Source organism: Pseudomonas sp. Au-Pse12 (assembly GCF_021341665.1).
GTDB lineage: Bacteria > Pseudomonadota > Gammaproteobacteria > Pseudomonadales > Pseudomonadaceae > Aquipseudomonas.
In genome coordinates, this window is record NZ_JAJTTH010000008.1 from 292636 (window position 1) to 318540 (window position 25905).

Below are 25905 nucleotides of genomic sequence, written 5' to 3' on the forward strand. Positions count from 1 at the left end.
TTCAGATCGCTGTACCGAGTTGAAAGATAGGCAGGTACATGGCAACCACCAGGGCGCCGACGATACCGCCGAGGATCACCATGATCAACGGCTCCATGAGGCTGGTCAGGCTGTCCACCAGGTTGTCCACTTCGACCTCATAATGATTCGCGACTTTTTCCAGCAGATGATCCAGGGTCCCGGATTCTTCACCAATGGCGGTCATCTGGACCGCCATAGTAGGGAAGACGCCGCTGGTGCGCATGGCAAAGTTCAATTGCATGCCGCTGCCAACCTGCTGGCGGATGCGCTCCACCGCTTGCCTGAAGACGCTGTTGCCACTGGCTCCGGCCACCGAGTCCAGGGCCTGCACCAGCGGGACGCCGGCGGCGAAGGTGGTGGCCAGGGTCCGGGCATAGCGGGCCACCGCAGACTTGTGCAACAGCGGGCCGGCCAGGGGCAGTTGCAGCAGGCCGACATCCAGGCGGTCACGCAAGCGCGGCGAGCGCCGATAAGCCTGGCGCGCGACCCACCCGCCCAGCAGGCAGGCCCCCAATAGCAGCCCGCCGTGCTGCTGGATGAAGTGCGACAGGGCGATCACCCACTGGGTGAGCGCAGGCAGCTCGGCATGGAAGCCGGCGAACAAGCTCTGGAACTGGGGGACCACCTTGAGCAGCAGGATGCTGCTGACTGCCACGGCCACGGCAATGACCGCGATTGGATAGACCGTGGCTTTCTTCAGCCGCGCCTTGAGGCTTTCACTTTTTTCCTTATAGAGGGCGACTCGCTCCAGCAGGGTATCCAGGGCTCCGGCCTGTTCGCCGGCGTCCACCAGGTTGCAGTACAGCGGGTCGAAATGGCGTGGGTGCCGGCGCAGCGCCGTGGCCAGGCTGGAGCCGGCTTCGATATCGCGCTTGAGGCTGGCCAGTAGCTGGCGCATTTGCGGTTGTTCGAAACTCTCGGCAATGATTTCGAAGGATTGCAGCAACGGTACACCGGCCTGCAGCAGCGTAGCCAATTGCCGGGTGAACAGGGCGATGTCGCGGGCCCTCAGCCGCTGGCCCCGGCGCAGCCATCCCCTGGGTTTGCGCCGGACTCGGGTCGGGGTGATGCCCTGCTTGCGCAATTGCGCCCTGATCAGCGCCGGGCTTGCGGCGCTGAGTTCTCCGGCCATGGTCCGGCCCTGACTGTCGGTGCCGTTCCACAGATAGACGCTGGTCGTGGGGGCTTTTGCCGCCATGGTTCGATCCTTGGTGCAAGGGTGGATATCGGGGCGCGCGTGCCTTGCGGGTCTCAAGCAGGTGACGGATTAGCCTGTCCCCGGGCGTTCCCTGGCGGGGCGGCAGCCCGACTGTCGGGCTGCCATGCACCTGCCGAAGTCTAGCTGCGAGGTACCTGACACACAGGGGCAGCGGGTGACGAAATTTGTCAGTTTGTGCGACTTCTGGTGCTCAAGGCCTTGGGCTATCGCGCCTGCAGGCCGCGTAGTCCGTGGGTTGGCCTCTGGCACAAGGCGTGCTTCAGGCCTGGTTGCTCATGCAATGTTCGTTCATGCCAGGAGGCAATCCATGAAACATCAATCCGGTTTTACCCTGATCGAATTACTGGTGGTGGTGGCCATCATCGGCATTCTCGCCACTGTGGCGCTGCCCCTGTATTCCAAGTACCAGGCGCGGGCCAAGGTGATTGCCGCACTGGCCGAGGTTTCGGCGCTGAAGGTCAATGTCGAGGACCTGCTCAACCAGGGAACCGACCCGACCCTGGCCCTGGCCGGCGGTACGGCGCTGACTTCGAATTGCCAGATGAGTGCCGGCGGGACCGCGGCCACTGGTGAAGGCAGCATCGATTGCAGCTTGCTCAATGCGCCAGGGGCCGTGTTGAACAAGACCCTGACCCTGAGCCGCTCGGCAAACACCGGGTGGACTTGCACCACCACGGTGGAGGCGGACTATGCGCCAAAGGGCTGTGGCGCGGAGGGTGCCTGAGGACGATTGGAGCGATCGGCGCCGCGCCGCTGAAAAACGGCAAGTTGCATGCAGATTGGCGGGGCATCATGCATTTTGCATGATTCCGGTTTTCTTGGTTGTTTTTAAGTTATTGATTTATATCGATATTTTTACTGATCGGACTTGGCACAGCACCTGCAATATCCCTCATAACCCTGTTGCCAGGACACGGCGCAGGTTTTCTAAAAGAACAGGAGTTACTCGTATGAAGAAGTTCGCTATCGCTGCTGCAACGGCTACCGCTCTGACCCTGACCCTGGCCAACGGCGCGTTTGCGCAGACCACTCAAAACACCCAGTCGCCGATGGTTGTGGCTGCCGGTGAAGTGACCAAGGCCAAAGAGGCCACCTCCGATACCTGGATCACTACCAAGGTGAAAAGCGATCTGGTAACCGAGAAAGGCATTCCTGGCACCGACATCAAGGTTGAAACCAACAAGGGCGTTGTTTCGCTGTCGTCCACAGTGGCAATTACCGAGGCGCAGAAAGCCACCGCCGTGGCGATCACCAAGAAGATCAAGGGCGTCAAGGCTGTCTCCGCTGACGGCCTGAAAGCCGAATAACTGGCAAGCTTCTCGCCTGGACAGGGAGAGGGGGCGGTAGACGAGCCGAGTGATACGTCTGCCGTTTTCCCTGAAAAGTTCATGCGAAAGATCACAAGGATGTGATCATTACAGGCCCCGGCACTCTGTGGCGGGGCCTGTTCTATTGCGGGCGGGCAATACCGGCCGGGCCCGATGGGGCCCGGCGCAAGGCGCTTACTCGCTGTCCAGATGCAGTGGCGTCACCACACGGCCGTCGCTTTCTGCCTGGCCCAGGTTGGCGTCGATAAAGTAGACCCGGTCGTCGGCCAGTTGCCCCTTGTCCACCAGGAAGTCCTTGATGCTGCTGGCGCGCTCTTGCCCCAGCTGCCGCAACAGTACGTCGCTGCCGCTCCAGAACTTGATCAGGCCTTCACGCAGCTTGGCACTGCGCTCGTCGCGGCTGAGCTGGGTCCATTCGGCCGGCGGCTGCTGTTTCAGGCGGGTGCGGTAGATGCCTTCGAGCAACGGTGCTTTCTCGTCATCGGGAACCTGCAACAGGGACGCCTGGGCCGGAACCTTGTCGCCGCGGCGCTGGAGGATCTTGTAGTAGGTGTATTGGTATTCCCGCTCCAGCCGCTGTTCGGCGATCAGCGGGCCGTCGCTGCTCTGGGCGCTGGTGCCTTCGATTTCCAGGCGCAGGGTCGGACGCTCCTTGAGGGCCTTGGCCAGGGTGGTCAGGGCCGACTCGGACTCCTTGCTCAGGTCGCTGGAGCCGGGGGCGAAGGAGACGTTGCTGAGGTCTTCCGAGCCGCCGCCACTGATCAGGCCGCCAATGAACTTGAACGGTGCTTCGGCGGCGCGCAGTACCAGGTTGCGCAGGGTCTGCCAGACGATGGGCATCACGCTGAACTGCGGGTTGTTCAAGTCGCCGGATATCGGCAGTTCGATGGAGATCTTGCCGTCGGTGTCTTTCAGCAGGGCCACCGCCAGGCGGATCGGCAAGTCCACGGCGTCGGGGCTGTCGACCTTTTCACCCAGTTGCAGTTGCTCGACCACCAGTTTGTTCTCGGCCTTGAGCTGGCCCTTGGTGATCATGTAGTGCAGGTCGAGGTTGAGCCGGCCCTTGCGGATGCGAAAGCCGGCGAATTTGCCGGAGTAGGGGGTCAGGGTGGTCAGTTCCACCCGTTTGAAGCTGGTGGCGATATCCAGGGCGGCCATCGGGTCGAATGGGTTGACGCTGCCCTTGATGGTCACGGGGGCATAGCGGTCGACCTTGCCCTTGACGTCCACGTCCGCCGGTTTGGCCTGGCGGCTGTCGATGGTGCCGACATGGCCGTTGAGTTGCTGGATGGCCGTGGCGAAGTTCGGTGTCAGGCTCAGGTCGGCGAAGTTCGCCGAGCCGTCGTTGATGGCGATTTCACCGATGTGGATACCCAGTGGCTTGCTCGAACTGGGGGCCGATTTTGCCGAAGACTTGGGGCTGCTGTCGGCAGGCTGGGGAATCAGCAGGTCGTCGATATTGGTGGTGCGGTCATCGTTGATGATGAAGCGCGCATAGGGTTGCATCAGGTTGACCCGGCTGATGGTCAGGCTGTCACCGTGCTGGTAGTTCAGGCCTTCCACCACCACCTGCTTCCACTTCACGAAGTCGCGGGTCTTGAGGGTGTCCAGGGTGTGCAACTGGTCCACATTGGCCCGGCCGGTGACGCTGAAGGTCAGCGGTTCGACTTTCTTCAGGTCCACCGCCAGGTCGCTGCCAAGCATGCCGCTGCGCAATTCCAGGCGGATGAACGGGCTGATATAGGACTGGGCGACGCGCAGGTCGATGTCCCTGGTCTGCACCTTGAGCCTGGCGCTGATGGGGTTGAGGTTGACCTCGCCATTGGCGATGACTTTGCCTTGCTTGCCCAGGCCGGTATCGAGCTTGAGGGTAAAGGGCGACTGGTTGAGGCTGTCGAAGTTCTGCAGGTCCAGGTTCAGCGGCCCCAGCTCCAGCGCGACCGCGGGCCTGGCCTGGCGATCGGCCAGGTGCACCTGGTAGTTGCGCAGTTGCACGTCCTTGAGCAGTACCTGCCAGGGCTTGCTCGGTGCTGCCGGTTGCTTGGGCGCATCGGCGGCGGCCGGCTCGGCCTTTGGCGCCGGCTTGGCTGGCTGGCTGGCGAAAAGTTTTTGCCAATCCAGTTGGCCGTCGGCTTCGCGAGCGGCCCAGGTTTCCAGTTTCTGGCTGCGGATCTTGCCGACAGTCACTTGCTGCTTGGCCAGGTCCACCGTGGTTTCACTGATGTCCAGGCGCTCCAGCCGCGCGAGCGGGCGTCCATCCGGAGCCTTGATGGCAAAAGGCGCGACGCTGATGGCGGTGTTGTCCAGCAGCAGTTCGGTTTCCTTGGCCAGGCTGAACCTGTAGTGGGTACTGAGGTTGACCACGCCGTCTTCCAGCACCAGCGGCACCGCATCGCGTACGTAGGGCCACCAGGCTTTCATCTTGCCGTCGGTGACTTTCAAGGTGCCTTCGGAGGTCAGCGGGGTCACGCTGAAGTTGCCGCTCCAGTCGATCTGTCCGCCTTCGGGGCCGGTGGCCACCAGGGTCATGTCGGCGCTGTCGTCCGGCAGGGTGCTGAGGTTTTTCAGTTCGAAGTCGAGCTTGTTGTAGATGAACTCGATGGGCTCGCTGGGGCGCAGGTCCTGGAAGTGCAGGTAGCCGCCGGCCAGCTTGATGCGTTCGACGCGCACGGGGAAAGGCTTGGCGTTGGGGTCGCTCGGGGTCGGCTCGCTGGCTGGCAGCTTGAACAGCGCCAGGAGGTTGAGCTTGCCTTCCTTGTCGAAGAGGATCTCGGTCTTGGGCTGGTCCAGCTCGACGTCGGCCAGGTGCAGGGCACGGGTCCACAGGCTGTCCAGTTGCAGATTGGCGTAGAGGCGCTCGAAGGCGATCTGCTCCTTGCCCGGCTCACCGATAGTCAGGCCCCAGACCGTCAGCTCCAGGCTGAAGGGGTTGAGTTCGATGCGCTGGATATGGGCTGGGGTCGTGGCGTAGTTGGCCAACTGCTGGTTGGCCACCCGCAAGGCAATGCCCGGCAGAATCAGAAAGCCCAGCAGACTGTAAAGGGCCAGAGCGGTCAACAAGGCGCAAAGAGCGCGAATCAATCCTTTGGTCATGCGAGGCTTCATCTATCTGGATCGGAAGTGCCTTGGAGTATGGCACGCGTTTACGGTTCCGAAACCACTCCAGTCTTCAGGATTGTTCAGATTTCCTGCCCTTGATCAAAGTTGCAGGATCAGGGTTTTCAGCGGCGGTTGTCCGTCTTTTGAAGGGAAGTCCGCGGCAGGCGCCAGGACCTGACAATCGCGTACCGGCCGCCCGGCTTTCTCGGCGCAGCGCAGCACCTGCTCGCGCCAGTCCTGCATCGAGACCTTGGCCAGATTGTTACAGCAGATCAGCACGCCATCCTCGGCGGTGGCCAGCAGCGCCGGTTTCAGCAGGCTCTGGTAGTCGCGCAGCAGGTCGACGGTGCCGAAGGCGCTTTTGGCCCAGGCGGGCGGGTCCAGCAGCACCAGGTCGTATTGGCGCTGCTCAAGGCGCGGGTAGCTGGGCAGTTTTTGCCCACGGCGCTGGCTGATGGGCAGCCCTGCCAGTTGGCGGATGGCCGGGAAGTAGTCCGACTGCACGAATTGCATGCCCGGCAGTTGCGGGTTGAGTTGGCCGTTTTCCCGGCCGACGGCCAGGTTGCCTTCGGCGAAATCCAGGTTGCATACCTCGCGGGCACCGCCGGCCGCTGCGCTGAGGCCGACGCCACAGGTATAGGCGAAGAGGTTGAGCACGCTTTTCCCGGCGCTGTGCTGCTTGACCCAGCCGCGGGCGTTGCGCAAGTCGAGAAACAGCAGCGGGTCCTGGCCGGCATGGCGTCCACGTACCCGATAGTTCAGGCCCCACTCATGGCCGACCAGGTCTGCCAGGGCTGCCTCGTCGGCGCGGTACACCGAGTCTTCACGATCGATCCGCGAATTGCCCCGAGAGCGATCGTTGTAGACCAGCAGGGTGGGTAGGTTCAGCCGCTGGTTGATGATTTCGTGCAGTTGCAGCAGGGCATCGCGTTCCAGCGTCTGGTGAAAGCTCTGTACCAGCAACTGCGGGCCATAGCGGTCGATGGTCAGGCCGCCGGCGCCTTCCTGGCTGCCGTGGAACAGACGATAGCAATCAGTGGCTTGCTGATGCAGCTCGGCGAGCAGGTCCTGGCGGTGATCGAGTGCGGCGCGCAGCGCCTGATTCAAGGAGGACATGCGGGGCGCCTTGGAGCTGAGGAGTGAGGCGCGGCAGTTTACCAGCGTCGCGCACCTTGTAGGAGCCAGCGTGCTGGCGAAAGCGCTCTCACGGATGCCTGCGCTGGCAAGCCAGCGCCTACAGGGGACGTTGTGCCAGAGGGCCCGTGCAGGTCACGGGCCGGGTCGTTAGCGCTACGCGGTGAAGGCTGAGCCGTCGGCTCTTACAGACCCATGCGGCGTTGCGCCCGGTGCACAGAGCTGTCGCGTACCGCCCAGCGCAGCATCGGCGTGCTGCGTTTGACGCTGGCGCGAATCAGCTGGCGTTGCAGCGGGTTCTGGTTGACCTCGAGCATGGCGCTGGCCCAATCCGGCAGCAGGTCGAGGCCTGCTTGCATCATCAACGAGCCGAAGGGCTTGGCCAGGCGGCTCGGAGCGGGGGCCGCCAGCAGCAGGCGCAGGACTTCGCGGCTGCGCTCATCGCACAGCAACTGCGGGCGCATGGCCCGCAGATACTCAGCCACGGCCCGTCGCGAGCGCGGCACATCGCGGGCCCCCAGGCGCTCGGCGATCAGGGCGATTTCGTCGTAGTAGCGATCCTGGTCGGCGCCGGACAACCGGGGGTTGAGGTAGCGCAGGTGCGCAGCCAGAAAACTGCTGACTTCCGCCACGTGAACCCAGGTCAGCAGGTCGGGATCACTCGCGGCATAGGGGCGGCCATCGGGGGCGGTTCCGACGATATGCAGGTGAATGTTGCGTACTTTGTCGATCAGCCATTCGGCGTCCTGGCGGGAGCCGAAGGTGGTGCCAGAGATGAACTGCCCGGTACGGCGCAAGCGGCCGATCATGTCCTGGCGAAAGTTCGAGTGGTCCCAGACGCCGGCCAGGGCCAGGGGATGCAGGGCTTGCATCAGCAAGGCGCTGATGCCGCCAATCAGCATGCTGCTGAAGTCGGCGTGGACTTGCCAGCTGACGGATCCCGGCCCGAACAGGCCGGGGTCGCCTTTGGGGTTCTCCAGGTCGAGCTGACCCAGGGACAGGCCGGACAGGCTCATGACTTGGCTTTCGATGCGGCTGCGAATGAATTCCATGACAGCTCGGTGTGGCTATTGAAAAAGGGGGCGCGGCTATCGCCGCGCCGGTTTCAAGCATTCAGGCGCTTGTCGATCAGACCGTCCACTACGCTGGGGTCCGCCAGGGTCGAGGTATCACCCAGGGTGTCCAGTTCGTTGCAGGCGATCTTGCGCAGGATACGCCGCATGATCTTGCCCGAGCGAGTTTTCGGCAGGGCTGGAGCCCACTGGATCAGCTCCGGCTTGGCGAAGCTGCCGATCTCGCGGCTGACCAGGGCCAGCAGCTCCTTCTTCAACTCCTCGTCGGGCTCGATGCCCTGCATCGGTGTGACGAAGGCATAGATCCCCTGGCCCTTGAGGTCGTGGGGGTAACCAACCACCGCCGCTTCGGCAATGCTGTCGTGGAGCACCAGGGCGCTTTCCACTTCGGCGGTGCCAATTCGGTGCCCGGAAACGTTGATCACGTCGTCGATGCGCCCGGTGATCCAGTAGCTGCCGTCTTCGTCGCGTCGGGCGCCATCGCCGGTGAAGTAGTAGCCGGGGTAGGGCGCGAAATAGGTTTCGACCATGCGCTTGGGGTCGCCGTAGACGCTGCGGATCTGTGCTGGCCAGCTGGCCTTGATTGCCAGGATGCCGCTGCCCGCGCCGTGGATTTCCTTGCCCTGGTCGTCCAGCAGTACCGGTTGTACGCCGAACATCGGGGTCGAGGCGCAGCCGGGCTTGATCTGCTGGGCGCTGACCAGGGGGCTGAGCATGATGCCGCCGGTTTCGGTCTGCCACCAGGTATCGACAATCGGGCAGCGCTGTTCGCCTACGACATTGAAGTACCACTCCCAGGCTTCCGGGTTGATCGGCTCGCCGACGCTGCCGAGCAAGCGCAGGCTGGCGCGGGAGGAGTTCTGCAGCGGTGCGCTGCCTTCGCGCATCAGGGCACGCAGGGCGGTGGGCGCGGTGTAGAAGATATTCACCTGGTGCTTGTCCACCACTTCCCAGAAGCGCGAGGTGCTCGGGTAGTTGGGCACGCCCTCGAAGATCAGCGTGGTCGCGCCGTTGGCCAGTGGGCCGTAGAGGATGTAGCTGTGGCCGGTGACCCAGCCGACGTCGGCGGTGCACCAGAAAACCTCGCCGTCACGGTAGTCCAGGACGTACTTGAAGGTCATGGCCGCCTGCAGCAGGTAGCCGCCCGTGGTGTGCAGCACACCCTTGGGTTTGCCGGTGCTGCCGGAGGTGTAGAGGATGAACAGCGGGTCTTCGGCGTCCATCGGCTCGGGCGCGCACTGGTCGCTGGCCGCGGCCACGGCCTGCTCGTAGTGAATGTCGCGGCCTTCTACCCAGTTCACCGGGTTGTGGGTGCGTTCGACCACCACCACGCTGCCGACATCCGGGCAACTGAGCAGGGCCTTGTCGACGTTGTTCTTCAGCGGGATCAATTTGCCGCCGCGCACGCCTTCATCCGCGGTGATCACGGTGCGGCAGTCGGCATTGAGGATCCGGTCGCGCAGGGCTTCCGGCGAGAAGCCGCCGAACACCACCGAATGCACGGCGCCGATGCGCGTGCAGGCGAGCATGGCGTAGGCCACTTCGGGAATCATCGGCATGTAGATACAGACCCGGTCGCCCTTCTTCACGCCACGGCTTTTCAACACGTTGGCCAGGCGACAGACCCGGTCGTGCAACTGCTGGTAGGTAATGCGCTGGGAGTCCGCGGGGTTGTCACCTTCCCAGATGATCGCCGCCTGATGGCCGCGTTTTTCCAGATGACGATCGATGCAGTTGTAGCTGACGTTGAGTTGGCCGCCGCTGAACCAGCTGGCTTGGCCGGTGCGCATGTCGTGGCTGTGCACGCTGTCCCAGGGGCTGCTCCAGTGCAGGAACCGCTTCGCCTGCTCGGCCCAGAACTGGTCCGGCTGTTCTATGGATTGACGGTAGAGGTGGTGGTAGTCGTCCTGACTCATTTGCGCCGCCCGGCGGACGGCATCGGCTTTCGGAAAAGTGCTGATATCGAACATGACGGTTCCTTATTCTTGTTTTGCGACAAGCCATAAGGTTGCGCACAAGTGTCAGGAAGGTTCAAGGGGGGAGGGCCGGGGCCCGGACAGGAGCCGGCTGGGCCGGCTCCTGGGAAGGCAAGGTCGATCAGCCGCGGTGACGGCCGCGGAAGTAGTTGATCAGGCCTTGGGTCGATGCGTCGTCGGCCAGGGTTTCATCGCTGCCGACCAGGCGGTTGTAGACACCTTTGCCCAGCTCCTTGCCGAGCTCTACGCCCCACTGGTCGAACGCGTTGATGCCCCAGACCACGCTTTGCACGAAGACCTTGTGCTCGTACAGCGCTACCAGGGCGCCCAGGCGCCGCGGGCTGATGCGTTCCACCACCAGGGTATTGCTCGGACGGTTGCCGGGAATCACCTTGTGCGGCGCGAGTTTCGCCACTTCGGCTTCGCTCAGGCCTTTCTCGCGCAGTTCGCTCTCGGCTTCGGCGCGGGTCTTGCCCAGCATCAGCGCCTGGCTCTGGGACAGGCAGTTGGCGTACAGCCATTGATGGTGGTCGGCCACCGGGTTGAAGCTGACGATCGGCACGATGAAGTCGGCCGGAATCAGTTGGGTGCCCTGGTGCAGCAACTGGTGATAGGCGTGCTGGCCGTTGCAGCCCACGCCGCCCCAGATCACCGGGCCAGTGTCGGTGGCTACCGGCGTGCCGTCCTGGCGCACGCTCTTGCCGTTGGATTCCATGTCCAGCTGCTGCAGGTGCTTGGTGATGTTGCGCAGGTAGTGGTCGTACGGCAGGATCGCGTGGCTTTGCGCGCCCCAGAAGTTGCCGTACCACACGCCCAGCAGGGCCAGCAGCACCGGCATGTTCTGTTCGAACGGGGCGCTCTGGAAGTGCTGGTCCATGGTGTAGGCACCGGACAGCAGTTCCTTGAAGTTGGACATGCCGATGGCCAGGGCAATCGGCAGGCCGATGGCAGACCACAGCGAGTAGCGCCCGCCGACCCAGTCCCACATCGGGAATATGTTCTCTTCGCGGATGCCGAAGGCCACGGCGGCCGCGTTGTTGCTCGACACGGCGATGAAGTGGCGATGCAGTTCGGCTTCGGAGCCGCCTTGTGCCAGATACCAGGCCCGCGCTGCTTGGGCGTTCTTCAGGGTTTCGAGGGTGTTGAACGACTTGGAGGACACGATGAACAGCGTGGTTTCCGCGCGGATCTTCGCCGAAAGCTCATGGAACTCACTGCCGTCGATGTTCGCCAGGTAGTGGCAGCGCACGCCTTTCTGGGCGTAGGACAGCAAGGCTTCGGATACCAGTTCCGGGCCGAGGAAGGAGCCGCCGATGCCGATGTTCACCACGTCGGTGATGGGCTTCTCGGTGTAGCCGCGCCACAGGCCGTCGTGGATACGCCCCACCAGCTCGGTGATCTGGTTCAGCACCTTGTGCACTTCCGGCATCACGTTGACGCCGTTCACCGACAGCTTGTCGCCAACCGGACGGCGCAGTGCGGTGTGCAGGGCCGGACGGCCTTCGGAGGCGTTGACCAGCTCGCCGGTGAGCATGGACTTGATGGCATCGGCCAGGCCGACTTCCTTGGCCAGGTTCACCAGCAGGTCGCGGGTCTGGCTGGTGATCAGGTTCTTCGAGTAATCGAGAAACAGTCCGCAGCTGCTCAGGGTGAATTGGCTGAAGCGCTGTGGATCGGCATTGAACGCCTCGCGCATGCTGAAATCCTGCATGGCTTGGCGGTGGTCTTTCAACGCTTGCCAGGCGGGCAGAGCGGTAACGTCGTGAGGAGTGCGGTAGTACGCCATCGCTGCGGTTTTCCTTTTGCTTGAACTGCCTTTTGGACACTGAAAAGCCCGGAACGTCTTGCACGGTCTCAAGGAACCGTTCGGCCGGCCTTGTGCTGATACGTTTAATCACTCAGGGAGGTAACAGTAACTCCAGCGTGCTGTTCTGTCTTGGCTTTGTCCGACTGGTGGCCAGTACTGTTGGCTACCGGGCGGCCCTGTCAGCTCTGCATTCGGGTTTTCAGTGAGTAGAAATACGGACGGCTTCAGGCGAGCTGAACCGGGATCGCATGGCTGGTATGGCTCAGCTCGTTGCCGGGGGCCATGTACAGCATGCGGGGCTTGAAATCGAGCAGCTCGGCTTCGCTGTAGTGAGCGTAGGCGCAGATGATCACCCGGTCACCCACCTTGGCCTTGTGCGCTGCTGCGCCGTTCACCGAGATCATGCGTGAGCCGGATTCGCCACGGATGGCATAGGTGGTGAAGCGCTCGCCATTGTCGACGTTATAGATCTGGATCTGCTCGTATTCACGAATGCCGGAGAGGTCCAGCCAGTCGCTGTCGATGGCACAGGAGCCTTCGTAATCAAGCACGGCGTGAGTGACTTCTGCTCGATGCAGCTTGGCCTTGAGCATGATGGCGTGCATGGGGTGTTCCCTGGGTCGGATCCTCGAACGGGGCCCGCAGTTATTGGCTGCAGGCCCCAGCCGGCGGCAGTTTGCCCGAAGGTTGGAGTTCGGGCAATCAGGCGTTTATGCCGGCGTGTTGAGGTCCAGGTGCAGGTTGTCGATCAGCCGCGTCGCGCCCAGATAGGCCGCGACCAGAATCACCAGGTCGCGGTCTTCGGCGGTAGCCGGACGCAGGTTCTGGGCCTGGCGGATTTCCAGGTAATCGCGGCGCAGGCCGGCGGCTTCGAGCTGCTGCTGTTGCTCAGCCAGGAGCCGCGGGTAGTCGCGTTCGCCGTTCCTGATGGCCTGGGCGATCTGGCCCAGGCTGCGGTACAGCGCGGGGGCAATGGCACGTTGCTCTTCGCTCAGGTAGCCGTTGCGCGAAGACAGCGCCAGGCCGTCGGCGGCGCGTACCGTTGGCTCGCCGATGATCTGGATCGGCATGTTCAGGTCATGCACCAGCGCGCGAATGACCGCCAGTTGCTGGTAGTCCTTCTGGCCAAATACCGCGAGGTCGGGCTGGACCATATTGAACAGCTTGCTGACCACGGTAGCCACGCCTTCGAAATGCCCGGGGCGGCTGGCGCCGCACAGGCCTTCTGACAGCTGTGGAACGCTGACCCGGGTTTGTCCGGCCATGCCGTCGGGGTACATCTCTTCGACGCTGGGGGCAAACAGCAGGTGGCAACCGGCTTCGAGCAGTTTTTCCTGGTCGGCGGCGAGGGTACGCGGGTACTTGTCCAGGTCTTCGCCGGCACCGAATTGCAGTGGGTTGACGAAGATGCTGGCGACCACGAAGTCCACACGCTGGGCGGCCTTGGCCACCAGGGCGGCGTGGCCGCTGTGCAGGTTGCCCATGGTCGGCACAAAGCCGATCCGCTTGCCTTCACTGCGCGCGCGGGCGACCGCAGCGCGCAACTCGCGCACGGTTTTTACTGTATTCATGCGGAGAACCCGTGTTCGGCGCCTGGGAAGGTAACGGTTTTGACGGCTTCGACGTAGGCGCTCAAGGCCGCCTGGATGCTGTCCTTGCCGGCCATGAAGTTCTTCACGAACTTTGGCGAACGGCCGCTCAGAGAAAGCCCCAGCATGTCGTGAAGGACTAGAACCTGGCCGTCGGTGGCACTGCCGGCACCGATGCCGATCACTGGAATCTTCACCGCCTGGGAGATCTCCGCCGCCAGCTCGCTGGGCACGCACTCCAGCAACAGCATGGCCGCGCCAGCCTGTTCCAGGGCGATGGCGTCGGCACGCATCTGCCGGGCCTGGCTTTCATTGCGGCCCTGGACCTTGTAGCCGCCCAGCACGTTCACGGTCTGTGGGGTCAGCCCCATGTGCACGCAAACCGGCACGCCGCGCTCGTTCAGCTGGCGCACTGATTCGGCCAGCCAGGCTGCGCCTTCGATCTTGACCATGTGCGCGCCGGCCTGCATCAGCTGGGCCGAGCTGCTCAGCGCCTGCTCAGTGGTGGCGTAGGACATGAAAGGCAGGTCGGCCAGGATCAGCGCCCCATTGTTGCCGCGCTTTACCGCCGCGACGTGATAAGCCATGTCGGCGATGCTGACGGGCAGCGTGCTGTCGTGCCCTTGCAGCACCATGCCCAGGGAGTCGCCTACCAGTAGAACTTCGACGCCGGCTTCACAGCAGGTGTGGGCGAAGGTCGCGTCGTAGCAGGTCAACATGGTGATTTTCTCACCTTTCTGCTTGAGGCTTTGCAGGGTGGTCAGAGTGATGTCTGGCATGAAAAGGGGTCCTCATTTCAGGCGCTTTGGAAACTACTGCGAGTAACGCGCGTGATTCTTCGTTATTCCGGCGCACGGTCTTTTGTCGTGCTTATACAGCCTGGTTCCAAGCGATTTGAACGGGCTTGCGGGAGTCGCGCCTGTGGCGTCGAGCACATCATTGTGTGCCCGGAAGAAGCGTCGTGCCAGCGGGTGCCACCGCTGCTGCACAACTGTCTCCGCCTGGCATTTCCCGGGGTCGCCACGAACCGGCCTCACTTGAATTGCGCCCTTTAGCGCCGTGATGGCGGCAACGGGACGCCTATAGTCGTGAGGAGAACTCGGGAAGTCAATTAGATGTGTTACCGCATTGTTACGCCTGCAGTGTTACCGCCGTTACTGATGCGTTTCAGCTTTCAGGCCAGGCGTTCCAGGCCGACAAATGGGCACGCCGCGAGCAATGCTTGCAGGCTGCGCCCGTCAGCCAGCAGCAGGTCGGCAGGGGCCAGTTCCGCCAGCGGGTAGAGGACAAAGGCGCGGGCCTGCATGTGGTAATGAGGGACTTTGAGGCGTGGTTCGTCGATCAGTCGATCACCGAACAGCAGGATATCCAGGTCCAGGGTCCGAGGTCCCCAGCGCTCATTTCGCTCGCGGCCTTGCTGGTTTTCGATCGCCTGCAACGCGTCCAGCAGTGCCAGCGGGGCCAAGTTGCTGTCCAGTGCCGCTACGGCATTGGTGTAGCGGGGCTGGCCGGGGAGCAGTGAGTCGCTTTGATAGAAGGCCGATACGCCGTGCAGGCGGCTTTCGGGCAACTGCGCGAGGGCCTCGATGGCGCTGCGCAGTTGTGCTTCGGGGGCTGCCAGGTTGCTGCCCATGCCGATATAGACGCGTTCCATCCGCTTACTCGCCCGATGCGCCGGAGCCACCGCTGCGCTTGCGTTTGGCACCGCTGCTGCGCCGGCGTTTGCGCGGCGCGCCGCTGGCGTCTTCCTTGCCGCTGAGGTCGCGGATCATGTCGCGACGTTCGGCATCATTGGCGTCCTGGTAGTCGGTCCACCATTCGCCCAGGCCATCGGTTTGTTCGCCGGCGCTTTCACGCAGCAGCAGGAAGTCGTAACCGGCACGGAAGCGTGGGTTGTCCAGCAACTGGTCGGCGCGCTTGCCGCTGCGTCGTGGCAGACGCTCCTGCATGTCCCAGATCTCGCGGATCGGCATGGTGAAACGCTTGGGGATAGCAATGCGCTGGCACTGTTCGGCGATCAGTTCGTGGGCGGCTTCCTGCATGGCCGGAATGGGCGGCATGCCACGTTCCTGCAGGCGCAGCACCCGTGCCGGCAGGGCTGGCCAGAGCAGGGCGGCGAACAGGAAGGCTGGAGTCACCGGCTTGTTCTGCTTGATCCGCAGGTCGGTGTTGATCAAGGCTTCGCTGATCAGTGTGTGCGTGTAGGTCGGGTTGTATTCCAGGGCTTCGGCGCTGGCCGGGAACAATGGATCGAACAGTTGCAGGTCCACCAGCATTTCGAAAGTGTCCGCGGCGTAGCCGGAGAGGAACAGCTTGAGCACTTCTTCGAACAGGCGCGCCGAGGGGATTTCTCGCAGCATCGGCGCCAGTTCGCGAATCGGGGTCGCGGTGTGTTTCTCGATGCCGAAGTTCAGTTTCGCGGCAAAGCGCACGGCCCGAAGCATTCGTACCGGGTCTTCCTGGTAGCGCTGGCGGGGATCGCCGATCAGACGGATCAGATTGTTGCGAATGTCGTGTACGCCATTGGCGTAATCGAGAATGCGTTCGCTGACCGGATCGTAGTACAGGGCATTGATGGTGAAGTCGCGACGTTGCGCGTCTTCTTCCAGGGTGCCGTAGACGTTGTCTCGCAGGATGCGTCCGCTTTCGTTGCGCGAGGACTGATTGCTGTCCTCATCGTCATCGTTTTGCGGGTGATTGGCACGGAAGGTTGCGACTTCGATGATTTCGCGGCCGAAGTGGATGTGCACCAGCTTGAAACGCCGGCCAATGATGCGCGCGTTACGAAACTCGGCCTTGACCTGCTCCGGTGTGGCGCTGGTGGCGACGTCGAAGTCCTTGGGGGTGATATTGAGCAGCATGTCGCGCACGCAGCCGCCCACCAGGTAGGCCTGGTAGCCAGCGTTCTGCAGGCGTTCGACGATATTCACCGCATACCGGCTGAATTGGGCGCGTTGCAGCGAATGCTGGCTGCTATTGAGCACTTCAGGCGTGCTGCGTTTATGTTGCGTACGACGCAAGGGAGAACGAAATGACTGGAACAGCTTCTTCAGCATGGGATGCACTGTTTGAAGGAATATTCGGCCAAAACGAAGAATGGCCGCATGATGGGCGGGGATTCTAGCATTTAGTCGAAGGATGGTGTAGGAAGCTGCCGCGACTTGTACAGGCAGGCGCGAAGCTGCGGTTTTGCGGGGCTGAGGAGAGGGTCTGGGCTGGAAAACGCGAATTGCAGAAACCACAAGGGGAGCCGAAGCTCCCCCAGAATAGTTGCGTGCTCTATTTTTATTATTGGTTTCGGGCTTCTTGTTTTTGTTAAACGCCCTTGTCACCTGGTTTAACCAGTGTGACCCTCCCAATCGGGAGCCAAGAGCAAACGGATTGCTTTGATCGCTGAGTTGCAATGACCTTTCGATCCAACCAGTTCAGGCTCTGCCTTAGGGCAGTTTTTGTTGTTCTCGGCCTGGTTGTGGGGCACGCCCCAAATACAACGCCTCTCCAAAAGAATCAGTTAGCTGCGCCTCCGCCGTGTTGTTTTTATTATGCGTGAGTCGATTCGTCTTATTTTTATTGTCTTGTGCATTGCTTGTTATTGTTCTTGTACCAAACATATAGCAGGTGTCGTGCCAACTTTTGCGATCCCCAGTAAAACAAGGGGTTAGGCGCGCTGCAGGGTGTTTTTCAGAGCAAAAAAAACCGGGGCTTCGTTACCTTTAGCCCCGGTTCTTGTTACGTACGATGTTGCGGGTAACAGTTTTTCACAAAAAGCGAGTGTTACCCGCGCTTTCGTCAGCGGTGGTTCAGCTTTCGCTGGCTACCCCGCTCTTGCGCCGTGGGATGCCCAGGCGCTGACGACGCTCCCAGAGGCATTTGCGGCTGACGCCGAGTTTGCGCGCCAGTTCGGTCTCGGTCATGTGGTCCTGGTGTTCAAGGACGAAGTGCTGGAAGTAGTCTTCCAGAGACAGGTCCTCGGTCGGTTCGTGGCTGGTGTTACCCGGTTGTGGGGCCAGACCGACGAAGTCGTCGTCTTCCAGGTCGCTCAGTTCGATGTCGATACCCAGCAGGTCGGCAGAGATTTCCGGGCTTTCGCACAGAATGACGGCACGTTCGACAGCGTTCTCCAGCTCCCGTACGTTTCCTGGCCAGGAATAATGGCGGATAGCTTGTTCGGCGTCCGCGGCGAACTTCAGGTCGGTGCGACCGACCCGCGCGCTTTGGCGAGCCAGGAATGCGTTGGCAATTTCATTGACGTCGGCACCGCGCTCACGCAGGGCTGGGAGCTTCAGGGCGATCACGTGCAGGCGGTAGTACAAGTCTTCACGGAACTGGCCGATTTTCGACAGGCTCTTCAGGTCCCGGTGAGTGGCCGCAATCAGACGCACATCGACTTTCTGCGACTGTACTGAGCCCACTCGGCGGATTTCGCCTTCCTGCAGTACCCGCAGTAGTCGAGCTTGAGCCTCGAGTGGCAGCTCGCCGATTTCGTCGAGGAACAGGGTGCCACCATCCGCAGCTTCCACCAGGCCCGCGCGACCGGCACTGGCCCCGGTGAATGCACCTTTTTCATGGCCGAACAGTTCGGACTCGATCAGGGTTTCCGGAATGGCCGCGCAGTTCACCGAGATCATCGGCGCCTTGGCGCGTTTGGAGAGGTTGTGCAGAGCCCGCGCCACCAGTTCCTTACCGGTACCGGACTCACCCTGGATCAGGACATTCGAGTCAGTTGGGGCAACTTTGCGGATCTTGCTGTACAGATCCTGCATCGGCGCGCAGGAGCCGATAATGCCGATTTCGCCATTGTTGTTGCTGGCGCCAGCCTTGTCCGCAGAGGCGCCGGTCTTGCCTGAAGGACGTTCTGCCGGGGCATTTTCGGCGCTTTGCCGATCCCGAAGGATCCGCGCCACGGCCTGAAGCATTTCATCGTGATCGAATGGTTTGGCGATGTAGTCCACCGCGCCCATTTTCATCGAGTCCACGGCTGAGCGCAGGCTGGCGTAGCTGGTCATGATCAGCACCGGGGTGCCCTGGCCGAGCTTGATCAATTCGGTGCCCGGGGCGCCTGGCAGGCGCAGGTCACTGACGATCAGATCGAAAGTGGGGATGCTGAAGCGTTCCTGGGCTTCCTGCACTGAGCCGGCTTCGCTGACCTGGTACTGGTTGCGTTCCAGCAGGCGGCGCAGGGCGGAGCGGATAATGGTTTCGTCTTCGACGATCAGAATGTGCGGCATTGATTCAATTCTCTCGACGGTCTCAGTTCACAGCGGACGTCGCTTCGACATGACGCGGTAAAGTCACCCGAATACGGGTGCCGCGTTGGCTTTGTAGATCGGCCGGGCTGTCGATGGTGATTTGTCCATAATGCTCTTCAACGATGGAATAGACCAGCGCAAGGCCCAGACCGGTGCCTTCCCCAGGGTCCTTGGTGGTGAAAAACGGTTCGAACAATCGGTCCATGATGTTCTTCGGAATGCCACTGCCTTCGTCCTCCACGATCAAGTCGACCGTGTGCTCGAAAGCCTCGCTCTTGACGCGTACCGCGCTGCCGGGAGGGGAGGCGTCGCGAGCATTGGAAAGGAGGTTGATCAGAACCTGGGCCAGGCGCTGTGGATCACCGTCGACCCAGTGGTCGGGATCGCACAGGTTGAAGAACTGCACCTCGAAATTGCGCCGGTTCAACGCCAGCAGGCCGATGGCATCCTGGGCCACTTCGGCCAGGCACACGGCTTCGTCGTTGTGCTGATGGCTGCCGGCGTGGGCAAAGCTCATCAGCGACTGGACGATGCGCGAGATGCGCTTGGTCTGTTCGAGGATCTGCTCGCTGATTTCCGTCAGTTCGCCGTCTTCCTCACGTTCTTCTCGCAGGTTCTGCGCCAGGCAGGCAATGCCGGTAATCGGGTTGCCGATTTCGTGGGCGACTCCGGCCGCCAGGCGCCCGATGCTGGCCAGGCGCTCCGAGTGCACCAGCTTGTCTTCCAGGGTCTGGGTTTCGGTCAGGTCTTCCACCAGCAGCACCAGCCCACTGTTGCCCGGTGCCAGGGGCTCGTCGATGGCGGCCTTGTGCAGGTTCAGCCAGCGGGTCTGGCCATCGAGGGCCAGGTGCTGCTTGTGCAGGTGTTCGTCCGGCAGGTTGATGAAGCCTTGCAGCAGGTCCTTCCACGGATTGGTAATGGTGCTCAGGCGTGAGCCCACCACGTGCTGGGCCGGTATGCCGGTGAGCTCCTCCATGGCCTTGTTCCACATGAGGATCTCCTGGTCCTTGGCCAGCGAGCAGACCCCCATCGGCAGCTCCTGCAAGGTTTGCCGGTGGTAGCGACGCAGCGCATCCAGCTCGGCGGCGAGCCCGGTGAGGCGTGAGTGGTAGTCCTCCAGCCGGCTTTCGATGAAGTGGATGTCCTCGGTGACGTAGTTTTCTCCTCCGGCCTTGTAGGGCAGAAAGGTTTCCACCATGTCCTGGGCAACGCTCGGGCCCATCAGGCCGGACAGGTTGGCCTCGATCCGGTCCCGCAGGCGTCGCAGGGCGTAAGGGCGGCGCTCGTCGAAGGGGAGGTAAAGGTCGCGCAGTGCCTGCTCCACTTCCTTCTGTGCCGCCTTGGCCCCTAGCGGCTTGGCCAACTGAGTGGCGAACTCCTGGGGCGAGGCCGCGTGCAGTTCCCGGCGTTGCGGGCGACGTACGTTGTCCACGGCGCAGGCTTCGGCGGCACTGGCTTCCTCGGCACTGGCATTGGTGAACAGCGAGATCAGGGTGAACATCAGGACGTTGGCTGCCAGCGAGGCGATAGCCGCCATGTGCCAGCTGGTGTCGTCGAGGACGTAGATCATGTTCAGCAGGGGGATATAGAACCCCTGCAGATTGCCGATCAACGGCAGCAGCATGGTCACCAGCCACACCAGGATCCCCGCCAGCAGGCCCGCGATGAAACCGCGGCGGTTAGCTGTCGGCCAGTAAAGTACCGACAACACACCCGGAAGAAACTGCAGGGTGGCGACGAAAGCGACGATCCCCAGGTTGGCCAGGTCCTGTTCGGCGCCCAGCAGCAGGTAGAAGGCATAGCCGGCCATGATGATGGCGACGATCAGGGCGCGGCGGGTCCATTTCAGCCAGCGATAGATGTTGCCTTCCGCCGGTGGCTGGTAGAGCGGCAGCACCAGGTGGTTCAGGGCCATCCCCGACAACGCCAGAGTGGTGACGATGATCAGGCCGCTGGCGGCCGACAGCCCGCCGACATAGGCCAGCAGCGCCAGGGCCTGGCTGTTGGCGGCGATGCCGATGCCCAGGGTGAAGTATTCCGGGTTGGTGGTGGCACCGAGCTTGAGCCCGGCCCAGAGAATCAGCGGCACCGCCAGGCTCATCAGCAGCAGGAACAGCGGCAGGCCCCAACTGGCGCTGACCAGGGCGCGGGGGTTGAGGTTCTCGGTAAAGGTCATGTGATACATGTGCGGCATGACGATCGCCGAGGCGAAGAACACCAGCAGCAGCGTACGCCACGGGCCTTCCTGCAACGGCGTATGCAGTGCGGCGAGGGCGGTCTGGTTCTGCAGCAGCCAGAGCTCCAGCTGTTGCGGGCCATCGAAGACGCCATACAGCGCATACAGGCCGACGCCGCCGATGGCGATCAGCTTGATCACCGATTCAAAGGCAATGGCGAAGACCAGGCCTTCGTGTTTCTCCCGGGTCGCGATGTGTCGCGAGCCGAAGAAAATCGTGAACAGGGTGATCAGCGCGCAAAAGCTCAGCGCCACCCGGTGCTGCACCGGCTCGTGGGTAAGAATGCCAATGGAGTCGGCCACTGCCTGAATCTGCAGGGCAAGCAGCGGCAGTACGCCGATCAGCATGAAAATGGTGGTCAGCGCGCCGGCCCAGGTACTGCGAAAGCGGAAGGCGAACAGGTCGGCCAGCGATGACAGTTGGTAGGTACGGGTGATTTTCAGGATCGGGTAGAGCAGTACCGGAGCCAGGAGAAAGGCCCCGGAAACCCCCAGGTAGCTGGACAGGAAACCGTAGCCGTATTGGTAGGCCAGGCCGACCGTGCCGTAGAACGCCCAGGCGCTGGCGTAGACCCCAAGCGACAGGGTGTAGGTCAGTGGGTGGCGAATGATCGAGCGCGGGATCATCCCGCGCTCACTGATCCAGGCAACGCCGAACAGCACCGCCAGGTAGGCGGCGCTGATCAGGATCATCTGGGTCAGGCTAAAGCTCATCGGCATCTTTTTGGCTCTGCAGGATGAAGGTCACGACGATCAGAATCAGCCAGAGCAGATACGGGCGATACCAGGCGCCAGTAGCATCGATCCACCAATCCATGATGGCGGGGGAAAACAGATAGATCCCCACTACTAGGAGCAGGACCAAGCGATAGATGTACATCTCGGCCTCTCTTTATTGTGTGCGTGCCCGAAAACGTGCGGCGATGGTAACGGATGGGCGCCAAGCTGCAAGTAGCGTCAGCTCAATTGCGCTTCCGGCACGCTCAATGTGCGTGGAATCAGGGTGGCGTCCCAGTGGTATATGCCCCACGCCATGATCTGCGCGACGCTTGCACCATCGAGCTCGGTCGGCGGTTTCTGGCCCAGCGCTCGCAAGGCGCGCAGTAGCAGGGGCGGTGCCTGATCCTCGGCCAGCGGTGGCGAGCGGTAGGACTTGCCCAGTTTGTGCCCGTCCGGCTGGGTGATCAGCGGCACATGCAGATAGCGCGGCTGGGACAGGCCCAGCAGTTCCTGCAGGTACAGCTGGCGCGGTGTCGAGTCCAGCAAGTCGGCGCCGCGCACGATATCGGTGATGCCCTGCCAGGCATCGTCGAGCACCACGGCCAATTGGTAAGCATAGAGGCCGTCGCGGCGACGGATCACGAAGTCCCCGACTTCCCGGCCCAGGTGCTGGTGATACTCGCCCTGGACCCGGTCGACGAAGCGGTACTCCAGCTCCGGCACCCGCAGGCGGATCGCCGCGTCATTCTGGGCATGGCCAAGGTTGCGGCACAGGCCCGGGTAAATGCCATGGTAGGGCTCCAACTGCTTGCGCGAGCAGGTGCAGGCATAGGCCAGGCCCTGCTGGAACAGGCGATTGAGGACTTCGGCGTAAGCATCGTGGCGATCGCTCTGACGAACCATCTGTCCGTCCCATTCGAAGCCATAGCATTCCAGGGCCTTGAGAATCGCCGCCTGGGCGCCGGGCTCTTCCCGGGGCGGGTCGAGGTCTTCCATGCGCAGCAGCCAACGGCCGCCGACGGCCCGGGCATCGAGATAGGAGGCCAGCGCGGCAACCAGCGAGCCGAAATGCAGGTAGCCGCTGGGGGTTGGGGCGAAACGCCCGATGTACGAGGAAGTTCTGGAGGCAGTCATGGAGCGGATGTTACTTCGTCTGGCCCCGAGGTCGCGATGGCGCCGGGGGGATCGTTCTTGCGAGCAGGCTCGCTCCTGCTGGGGGAGGCGGAAACGAAAACGGAGCGTGGGCACGCTCCGTTTCAGGTTCAAGCAGGCGATTACTTGCCGACTTGTTTTTCCTTGATTTCCGCCAGGGTCTTGCAGTCGACACACATGTCGGCGGTTGGGCGGGCTTCCAGACGGCGAATGCCAATCTCGACGCCACAGGATTCACACCAGCCGTATTCTTCGTCTTCGATCAGTTGCAGGGTCTTGTCGATCTTCTTGATCAACTTGCGCTCGCGATCACGGGCACGCAGTTCGAGGCTGAACTCTTCTTCCTGGCTGGCACGGTCAGCCGGGTCGGGGAAGTTGGCCGCTTCGTCTTTCATGTGATCAACAGTGCGGTCGACTTCCTGCATCAAGTCCTGTTTCCACTTGTTCAGGATCTTGGTGAAGTGCTCGCGCATGGGCTTGCCCATGTACTCTTCGCCCGCAGTTTCAACGTAAGGTTCAAAACCGCTGATCGATTGAATCTGTTGCTTTGCTTGGGTGGGCATGAATGGACCGCCTCTACTCTTGTAATCCATTGCGCAGGATTGCTCCATCTCCGACACTTGCCGGCCCTGCGGCTGCAAGCGGGCGAACTTACCAGATCAAACCAGAGCGCGCTACTCCCGGTTGTCGAGCCTATGTCCTGTATCGTCCATAGATATGGGAAAAGTCTGACATGGCTTGTTGATCGGTTCGTTCAATCATTGATTTTAGTCAAATCTGCGGGTTGTGTTTGCGTCTGTTGGCGCACGTAACAGACCGCTCGGATCAGCCTGGGTTCTCTCGGGCTTGATCAGATGGGTAGAATCGATCTTTTGCTCCCCCCTCGAATGAAGGAAGGCTAATGGCTCTGCCCTACAGTGCGCGCAGTCGCGCTATCGAACCTTTCCATGTCATGGCCTTGCTGGCTCGCGCCAATGAGTTGCAGGCCGCCGGCCATGACGTGATTCACCTGGAAATCGGCGAACCGGACTTCACCACCGCCGAGCCGATCATCAAGGCCGGGCAGGCGGCGCTGAGCTCCGGCAAGACGCGCTACACCGCGGCCCGCGGAATTCCCGAGCTGCGGGGAGCCATTTCCGGTTTCTATCAACAGCGTTATGGCCTGGATATCGACCCCGAGCGGATCATGATCACTCCCGGCGGTTCCGGCGCCTTGCTGCTGACCAGCAGCCTGTTGGTCGACCCAGGCAAGCACTGGCTCCTGGCGGACCCGGGCTATCCGTGCAACCGGCATTTTCTGCGCCTGGTCGAGGGGGCTGCGCAGCTGGTCCCGGTTGGGCCGGAGGTGCGCTACCAACTGACGCCGGATCTGCTGGAGCGTTACTGGGATCACGACAGCGTCGGCGCCCTGGTGGCCTCGCCAGCGAACCCCACCGGTACGGTCCTGAGTCGTGACGAGCTGGCGGGCCTGTCTGCCGCGGTCAAGGCGCGCAACGGGCATCTGGTGGTGGACGAGATCTACCACGGCCTGACCTATGGCACCGATGCCGCCAGCGTTCTGGAAGTGGATGACAGCGCCTTTGTCCTGAACAGTTTTTCCAAGTATTTCGGCATGACCGGCTGGCGCCTGGGTTGGCTGGTGGCACCACCGGCCGCCGTGGGTGAGTTGGAGAAGTTGGCGCAGAACCTCTATATCAGTGCGCCGAGCATGGCCCAGTACGCAGCCCTGGCCTGCTTCGAGCCGCAAACCATCGATATCCTGGAAGAGCGCCGCGCCGAATTCGGCCGTCGCCGGGATTTCCTGCTTCCGGCCTTGCGTGAGCTGGGTTTCGGCATTGCCGTGGAGCCTGAAGGCGCGTTCTACCTGTACGCGGACATCAGTGCCTTTGGTGGCGATGCCTTTGCCTTTTGCCGGCACTTCCTGGAAACCGAGCACCTGGCCTTTACCCCGGGCCTGGACTTCGGTCGGCATCAGGCTGGTCATCATGTGCGCTTTGCCTATACCCAGAGCCTGGAGCGCCTGCAGGAAGCGGTTGAGCGTATCGCTCGTGGCCTGCAGAGCTGGCAGGCCTGATGCGTTTCGATCCTCCCCTGGAAGAGGGGCGTCTGTTGCGCCGCTACAAGCGTTTCCTGGCGGACATCGAAACCACGACAGGCGAGTTGTTGACCATTCACTGTCCCAACACCGGCTCGATGCTCAATTGCATGGTCGAGGGCGGGCAGGTGTGGTTCAGCCGCTCCAATGACCCCAAGCGCAAGTTGCCGGGCACCTGGGAAATCAGCGAAACCCCTCAAGGTCGCCTGGCTTGCGTGAATACCGGGCGGGCCAATGGCTTGGTCGAGGAAGCCTTGCGGGCGGGGCTGATCAGTGAGTTGAGCGGCTTCACCGGGCTCAAGCGCGAGGTGCCTTACGGGCAGGAAAACAGCCGCATTGATTTTCGCCTGGACTACCCCGCAGGCCCGGCATACGTCGAAGTCAAAAGTGTCACCCTGGGGTTCGACGGCACGGCGGTGGCGGCGTTTCCCGATGCGGTGACTCAACGCGGCGCCAAGCACATGCGTGAACTGGCGAGCCTGGCACGGGAGGGCGTACGTGCGGTTCAACTGTATTGCGTCAACCTTTCGGGCATCGACGCGGTGCGTCCCGCGCAGGAAATCGACCCGGGGTACGCCGCGGCCCTGCGTGAAGCTCGTGCGGCGGGGGTTGAGGTGCTGGCTTACGGTGTGCGTCTGACGGCCGAGGAAGTGTGCATCGACCGGCGCCTTGAGGTGCTGCTCGCGGGTTAGAGGTCGACCCAGATCCCCTGGCTGTCTTCACGGCAGTCGATGCTCTGGAGGAACTGGCCGGCACAAGGGCCGGCCACGCATTCTCCACTCTCGATCAGAAACAGTGCGCCATGGGTGGCGCACTGGATGAGGCTGGAACTGGGGTCGAGGAACTGATCGGCTTGCCATTCCAGTGCCACGCCCCGGTGTGGGCAGCGATTGGCGTAGACATAGGCCTGCTGTTCGCGGCGTACGGCAAACAGCTTCAGCCCTGCGAGCTGGAAGCCGCGGCTGCCGGCTTCGGGCAGATCGCTCCCGGCGCAAAGAAATTTCATGTCTATCCTCTTGGTCCGAAGGCTCTGCGTCCGGGCTGTCACTGTTTCTTTCCGGCGGCAGGATGAAACATGTCGGTGCTTGACGGCTAAATGAAAACAATTATCAAATGGCCGCCCCGCCCGTTACCGAACGCGTGTTCCTTTCGATGCCTGGCCTGTCCGGCATGTCACATGGATAGCCGCTTCGCGGGCCCTACTTTA

General features: G+C 62.2%; 21 protein-coding genes. 4 read left to right on the top strand and 17 right to left on the bottom strand.

The window, feature by feature from the left end; genetic code table 11:
• Nucleotide 1: 1 nt before the first annotated feature.
• The gene (locus LXM55_RS23145) at nucleotides 2–1219 is read right to left on the bottom strand and encodes a type II secretion system F family protein (RefSeq protein WP_233322487.1); all 1218 of its coding nucleotides are present in this window, start codon (nucleotides 1217–1219) and stop codon (nucleotides 2–4) included.
• A gap of 328 nt (nucleotides 1220–1547) precedes the next feature.
• Between LXM55_RS23145 and LXM55_RS23150 the strand changes: the two genes are divergently transcribed.
• Nucleotides 1548–1964: a pilin gene (locus LXM55_RS23150; protein ID WP_233322488.1), complete on the top strand. Its 417-nt coding sequence runs from the start codon at nucleotides 1548–1550 to the stop codon at nucleotides 1962–1964.
• A 226-nt stretch (nucleotides 1965–2190) separates the two neighbouring features.
• A complete protein-coding gene (locus LXM55_RS23155) occupies nucleotides 2191–2547 on the top strand; it encodes a BON domain-containing protein (RefSeq protein WP_233322489.1) in 357 nt (118 codons plus the stop codon).
• A 195-nt stretch (nucleotides 2548–2742) separates the two neighbouring features.
• Here the strand turns inward: LXM55_RS23155 and LXM55_RS23160 are convergent, their stop codons facing one another.
• From LXM55_RS23160 to dksA, 15 genes are all read right to left on the bottom strand, one after another.
• Nucleotides 2743–5661, bottom strand: a complete 2919-nt coding sequence (locus tag LXM55_RS23160) for a DUF748 domain-containing protein (protein WP_233322490.1) — start codon at nucleotides 5659–5661, stop codon at nucleotides 2743–2745.
• 105 nt (nucleotides 5662–5766) lie between these two features.
• Nucleotides 5767–6783, bottom strand: a complete 1017-nt coding sequence (locus LXM55_RS23165; protein ID WP_233322491.1) for a class I SAM-dependent rRNA methyltransferase — start codon at nucleotides 6781–6783, stop codon at nucleotides 5767–5769.
• 203 nt (nucleotides 6784–6986) lie between these two features.
• The gene (locus LXM55_RS23170; protein WP_233322492.1) at nucleotides 6987–7853 is read right to left on the bottom strand and encodes an oxygenase MpaB family protein; all 867 of its coding nucleotides are present in this window, start codon (nucleotides 7851–7853) and stop codon (nucleotides 6987–6989) included.
• A gap of 53 nt (nucleotides 7854–7906) precedes the next feature.
• Nucleotides 7907–9844, bottom strand: coding sequence for an acetate--CoA ligase (gene acs / locus LXM55_RS23175; protein WP_233322493.1), 1938 nt, complete (start codon nucleotides 9842–9844; stop codon nucleotides 7907–7909).
• 127 nt (nucleotides 9845–9971) lie between these two features.
• Nucleotides 9972–11636, bottom strand: coding sequence for a glucose-6-phosphate isomerase (gene pgi / locus LXM55_RS23180; RefSeq protein ID WP_233322494.1), 1665 nt, complete (start codon nucleotides 11634–11636; stop codon nucleotides 9972–9974).
• A 245-nt stretch (nucleotides 11637–11881) separates the two neighbouring features.
• Nucleotides 11882–12262, bottom strand: a complete 381-nt coding sequence (gene panD / locus LXM55_RS23185; RefSeq protein WP_233322495.1) for an aspartate 1-decarboxylase — start codon at nucleotides 12260–12262, stop codon at nucleotides 11882–11884.
• A 105-nt stretch (nucleotides 12263–12367) separates the two neighbouring features.
• On the bottom strand, nucleotides 12368–13228 hold the full coding sequence (gene panC / locus LXM55_RS23190) for a pantoate--beta-alanine ligase (protein ID WP_233322496.1): 861 nt from the start codon (nucleotides 13226–13228) through the stop codon (nucleotides 12368–12370).
• Nucleotides 13225–14025, bottom strand: coding sequence for a 3-methyl-2-oxobutanoate hydroxymethyltransferase (gene panB, locus LXM55_RS23195; protein WP_233322497.1), 801 nt, complete (start codon nucleotides 14023–14025; stop codon nucleotides 13225–13227). The genes panC and panB overlap by 4 nt, the downstream gene beginning before the upstream one ends.
• Nucleotides 14026–14420: 395 nt before the next feature.
• Nucleotides 14421–14900 (bottom strand): 2-amino-4-hydroxy-6-hydroxymethyldihydropteridine diphosphokinase, encoded by a 480-nt coding sequence (gene folK / locus LXM55_RS23200; RefSeq protein ID WP_233322498.1) that lies wholly within the window; start codon nucleotides 14898–14900, stop codon nucleotides 14421–14423.
• Between the two features lie 4 nt (nucleotides 14901–14904).
• Nucleotides 14905–16302, bottom strand: a complete 1398-nt coding sequence (locus tag LXM55_RS23205; protein ID WP_233322499.1) for a polynucleotide adenylyltransferase PcnB — start codon at nucleotides 16300–16302, stop codon at nucleotides 14905–14907.
• 744 nt (nucleotides 16303–17046) lie between these two features.
• Complete coding sequence (locus LXM55_RS23210) at nucleotides 17047–18474, bottom strand: sigma-54-dependent transcriptional regulator (RefSeq protein WP_233322500.1); 1428 nt, start codon at nucleotides 18472–18474, stop codon at nucleotides 17047–17049.
• 22 nt (nucleotides 18475–18496) lie between these two features.
• Nucleotides 18497–21451, bottom strand: a complete 2955-nt coding sequence (locus LXM55_RS23215; RefSeq protein ID WP_233322501.1) for a sensor histidine kinase — start codon at nucleotides 21449–21451, stop codon at nucleotides 18497–18499.
• A complete protein-coding gene (locus LXM55_RS23220) occupies nucleotides 21435–21611 on the bottom strand; it encodes a hypothetical protein (protein WP_003176118.1) in 177 nt (58 codons plus the stop codon). Before LXM55_RS23220 ends, LXM55_RS23215 begins: the two co-directional genes overlap by 17 nt.
• A 77-nt stretch (nucleotides 21612–21688) precedes the next feature.
• Nucleotides 21689–22585 carry a tRNA glutamyl-Q(34) synthetase GluQRS gene (gluQRS, locus tag LXM55_RS23225; protein WP_233322502.1) on the bottom strand — a complete coding sequence of 299 codons (897 nt, stop codon included), beginning with the start codon at nucleotides 22583–22585 and terminating at the stop codon, nucleotides 21689–21691.
• 140 nt (nucleotides 22586–22725) lie between these two features.
• On the bottom strand, nucleotides 22726–23166 hold the full coding sequence (dksA, locus tag LXM55_RS23230; RefSeq protein WP_011063504.1) for an RNA polymerase-binding protein DksA: 441 nt from the start codon (nucleotides 23164–23166) through the stop codon (nucleotides 22726–22728).
• Nucleotides 23167–23504: 338 nt separating this feature from the next.
• On the opposite strand from dksA, the gene LXM55_RS23235 reads away from it, so the two are divergent.
• Nucleotides 23505–24677 carry a pyridoxal phosphate-dependent aminotransferase gene (locus tag LXM55_RS23235; protein ID WP_233322503.1) on the top strand — a complete coding sequence of 391 codons (1173 nt, stop codon included), beginning with the start codon at nucleotides 23505–23507 and terminating at the stop codon, nucleotides 24675–24677.
• Nucleotides 24677–25390, top strand: coding sequence for a DNA/RNA nuclease SfsA (sfsA, locus tag LXM55_RS23240; RefSeq protein WP_233322504.1), 714 nt, complete (start codon nucleotides 24677–24679; stop codon nucleotides 25388–25390). The genes LXM55_RS23235 and sfsA overlap by 1 nt, the downstream gene beginning before the upstream one ends.
• Here the strand turns inward: sfsA and LXM55_RS23245 are convergent.
• Nucleotides 25387–25704: a Rieske (2Fe-2S) protein gene (locus tag LXM55_RS23245; RefSeq protein ID WP_233322505.1), complete on the bottom strand. Its 318-nt coding sequence runs from the start codon at nucleotides 25702–25704 to the stop codon at nucleotides 25387–25389. The two genes, sfsA and LXM55_RS23245, sit on opposite strands and share 4 nt — an antisense overlap.
• Nucleotides 25705–25905: the final 201 nt, after the last annotated feature.

Excerpts from the sequence above, each read along its gene's own strand:
- LXM55_RS23145 (WP_233322487.1), bottom strand. The coding sequence starts at position 1,219 with ATGGCGGCAAAAGCCCCCACGACCAGCGTCTATCTGTGGAACGGCACC.
- LXM55_RS23150 (WP_233322488.1), top strand. The coding sequence starts at position 1,548 with ATGAAACATCAATCCGGTTTTACCCTGATCGAATTACTGGTGGTGGTG.
- LXM55_RS23155 (WP_233322489.1), top strand. The coding sequence starts at position 2,191 with ATGAAGAAGTTCGCTATCGCTGCTGCAACGGCTACCGCTCTGACCCTG.
- LXM55_RS23160 (WP_233322490.1), bottom strand. The coding sequence starts at position 5,661 with ATGACCAAAGGATTGATTCGCGCTCTTTGCGCCTTGTTGACCGCTCTG.
- LXM55_RS23165 (WP_233322491.1), bottom strand. The coding sequence starts at position 6,783 with ATGTCCTCCTTGAATCAGGCGCTGCGCGCCGCACTCGATCACCGCCAG.
- LXM55_RS23170 (WP_233322492.1), bottom strand. The coding sequence starts at position 7,853 with ATGGAATTCATTCGCAGCCGCATCGAAAGCCAAGTCATGAGCCTGTCC.
- acs (WP_233322493.1), bottom strand. The coding sequence starts at position 9,844 with ATGTTCGATATCAGCACTTTTCCGAAAGCCGATGCCGTCCGCCGGGCG.
- pgi (WP_233322494.1), bottom strand. The coding sequence starts at position 11,636 with ATGGCGTACTACCGCACTCCTCACGACGTTACCGCTCTGCCCGCCTGG.
- panD (WP_233322495.1), bottom strand. The coding sequence starts at position 12,262 with ATGCACGCCATCATGCTCAAGGCCAAGCTGCATCGAGCAGAAGTCACT.
- panC (WP_233322496.1), bottom strand. The coding sequence starts at position 13,228 with ATGAATACAGTAAAAACCGTGCGCGAGTTGCGCGCTGCGGTCGCCCGC.
- panB (WP_233322497.1), bottom strand. The coding sequence starts at position 14,025 with ATGCCAGACATCACTCTGACCACCCTGCAAAGCCTCAAGCAGAAAGGT.
- folK (WP_233322498.1), bottom strand. The coding sequence starts at position 14,900 with ATGGAACGCGTCTATATCGGCATGGGCAGCAACCTGGCAGCCCCCGAA.
- LXM55_RS23205 (WP_233322499.1), bottom strand. The coding sequence starts at position 16,302 with ATGCTGAAGAAGCTGTTCCAGTCATTTCGTTCTCCCTTGCGTCGTACG.
- LXM55_RS23210 (WP_233322500.1), bottom strand. The coding sequence starts at position 18,474 with ATGCCGCACATTCTGATCGTCGAAGACGAAACCATTATCCGCTCCGCC.
- LXM55_RS23215 (WP_233322501.1), bottom strand. The coding sequence starts at position 21,451 with ATGCCGATGAGCTTTAGCCTGACCCAGATGATCCTGATCAGCGCCGCC.
- LXM55_RS23220 (WP_003176118.1), bottom strand. The coding sequence starts at position 21,611 with ATGTACATCTATCGCTTGGTCCTGCTCCTAGTAGTGGGGATCTATCTG.
- gluQRS (WP_233322502.1), bottom strand. The coding sequence starts at position 22,585 with ATGACTGCCTCCAGAACTTCCTCGTACATCGGGCGTTTCGCCCCAACC.
- dksA (WP_011063504.1), bottom strand. The coding sequence starts at position 23,166 with ATGCCCACCCAAGCAAAGCAACAGATTCAATCGATCAGCGGTTTTGAA.
- LXM55_RS23235 (WP_233322503.1), top strand. The coding sequence starts at position 23,505 with ATGGCTCTGCCCTACAGTGCGCGCAGTCGCGCTATCGAACCTTTCCAT.
- sfsA (WP_233322504.1), top strand. The coding sequence starts at position 24,677 with ATGCGTTTCGATCCTCCCCTGGAAGAGGGGCGTCTGTTGCGCCGCTAC.
- LXM55_RS23245 (WP_233322505.1), bottom strand. The coding sequence starts at position 25,704 with ATGAAATTTCTTTGCGCCGGGAGCGATCTGCCCGAAGCCGGCAGCCGC.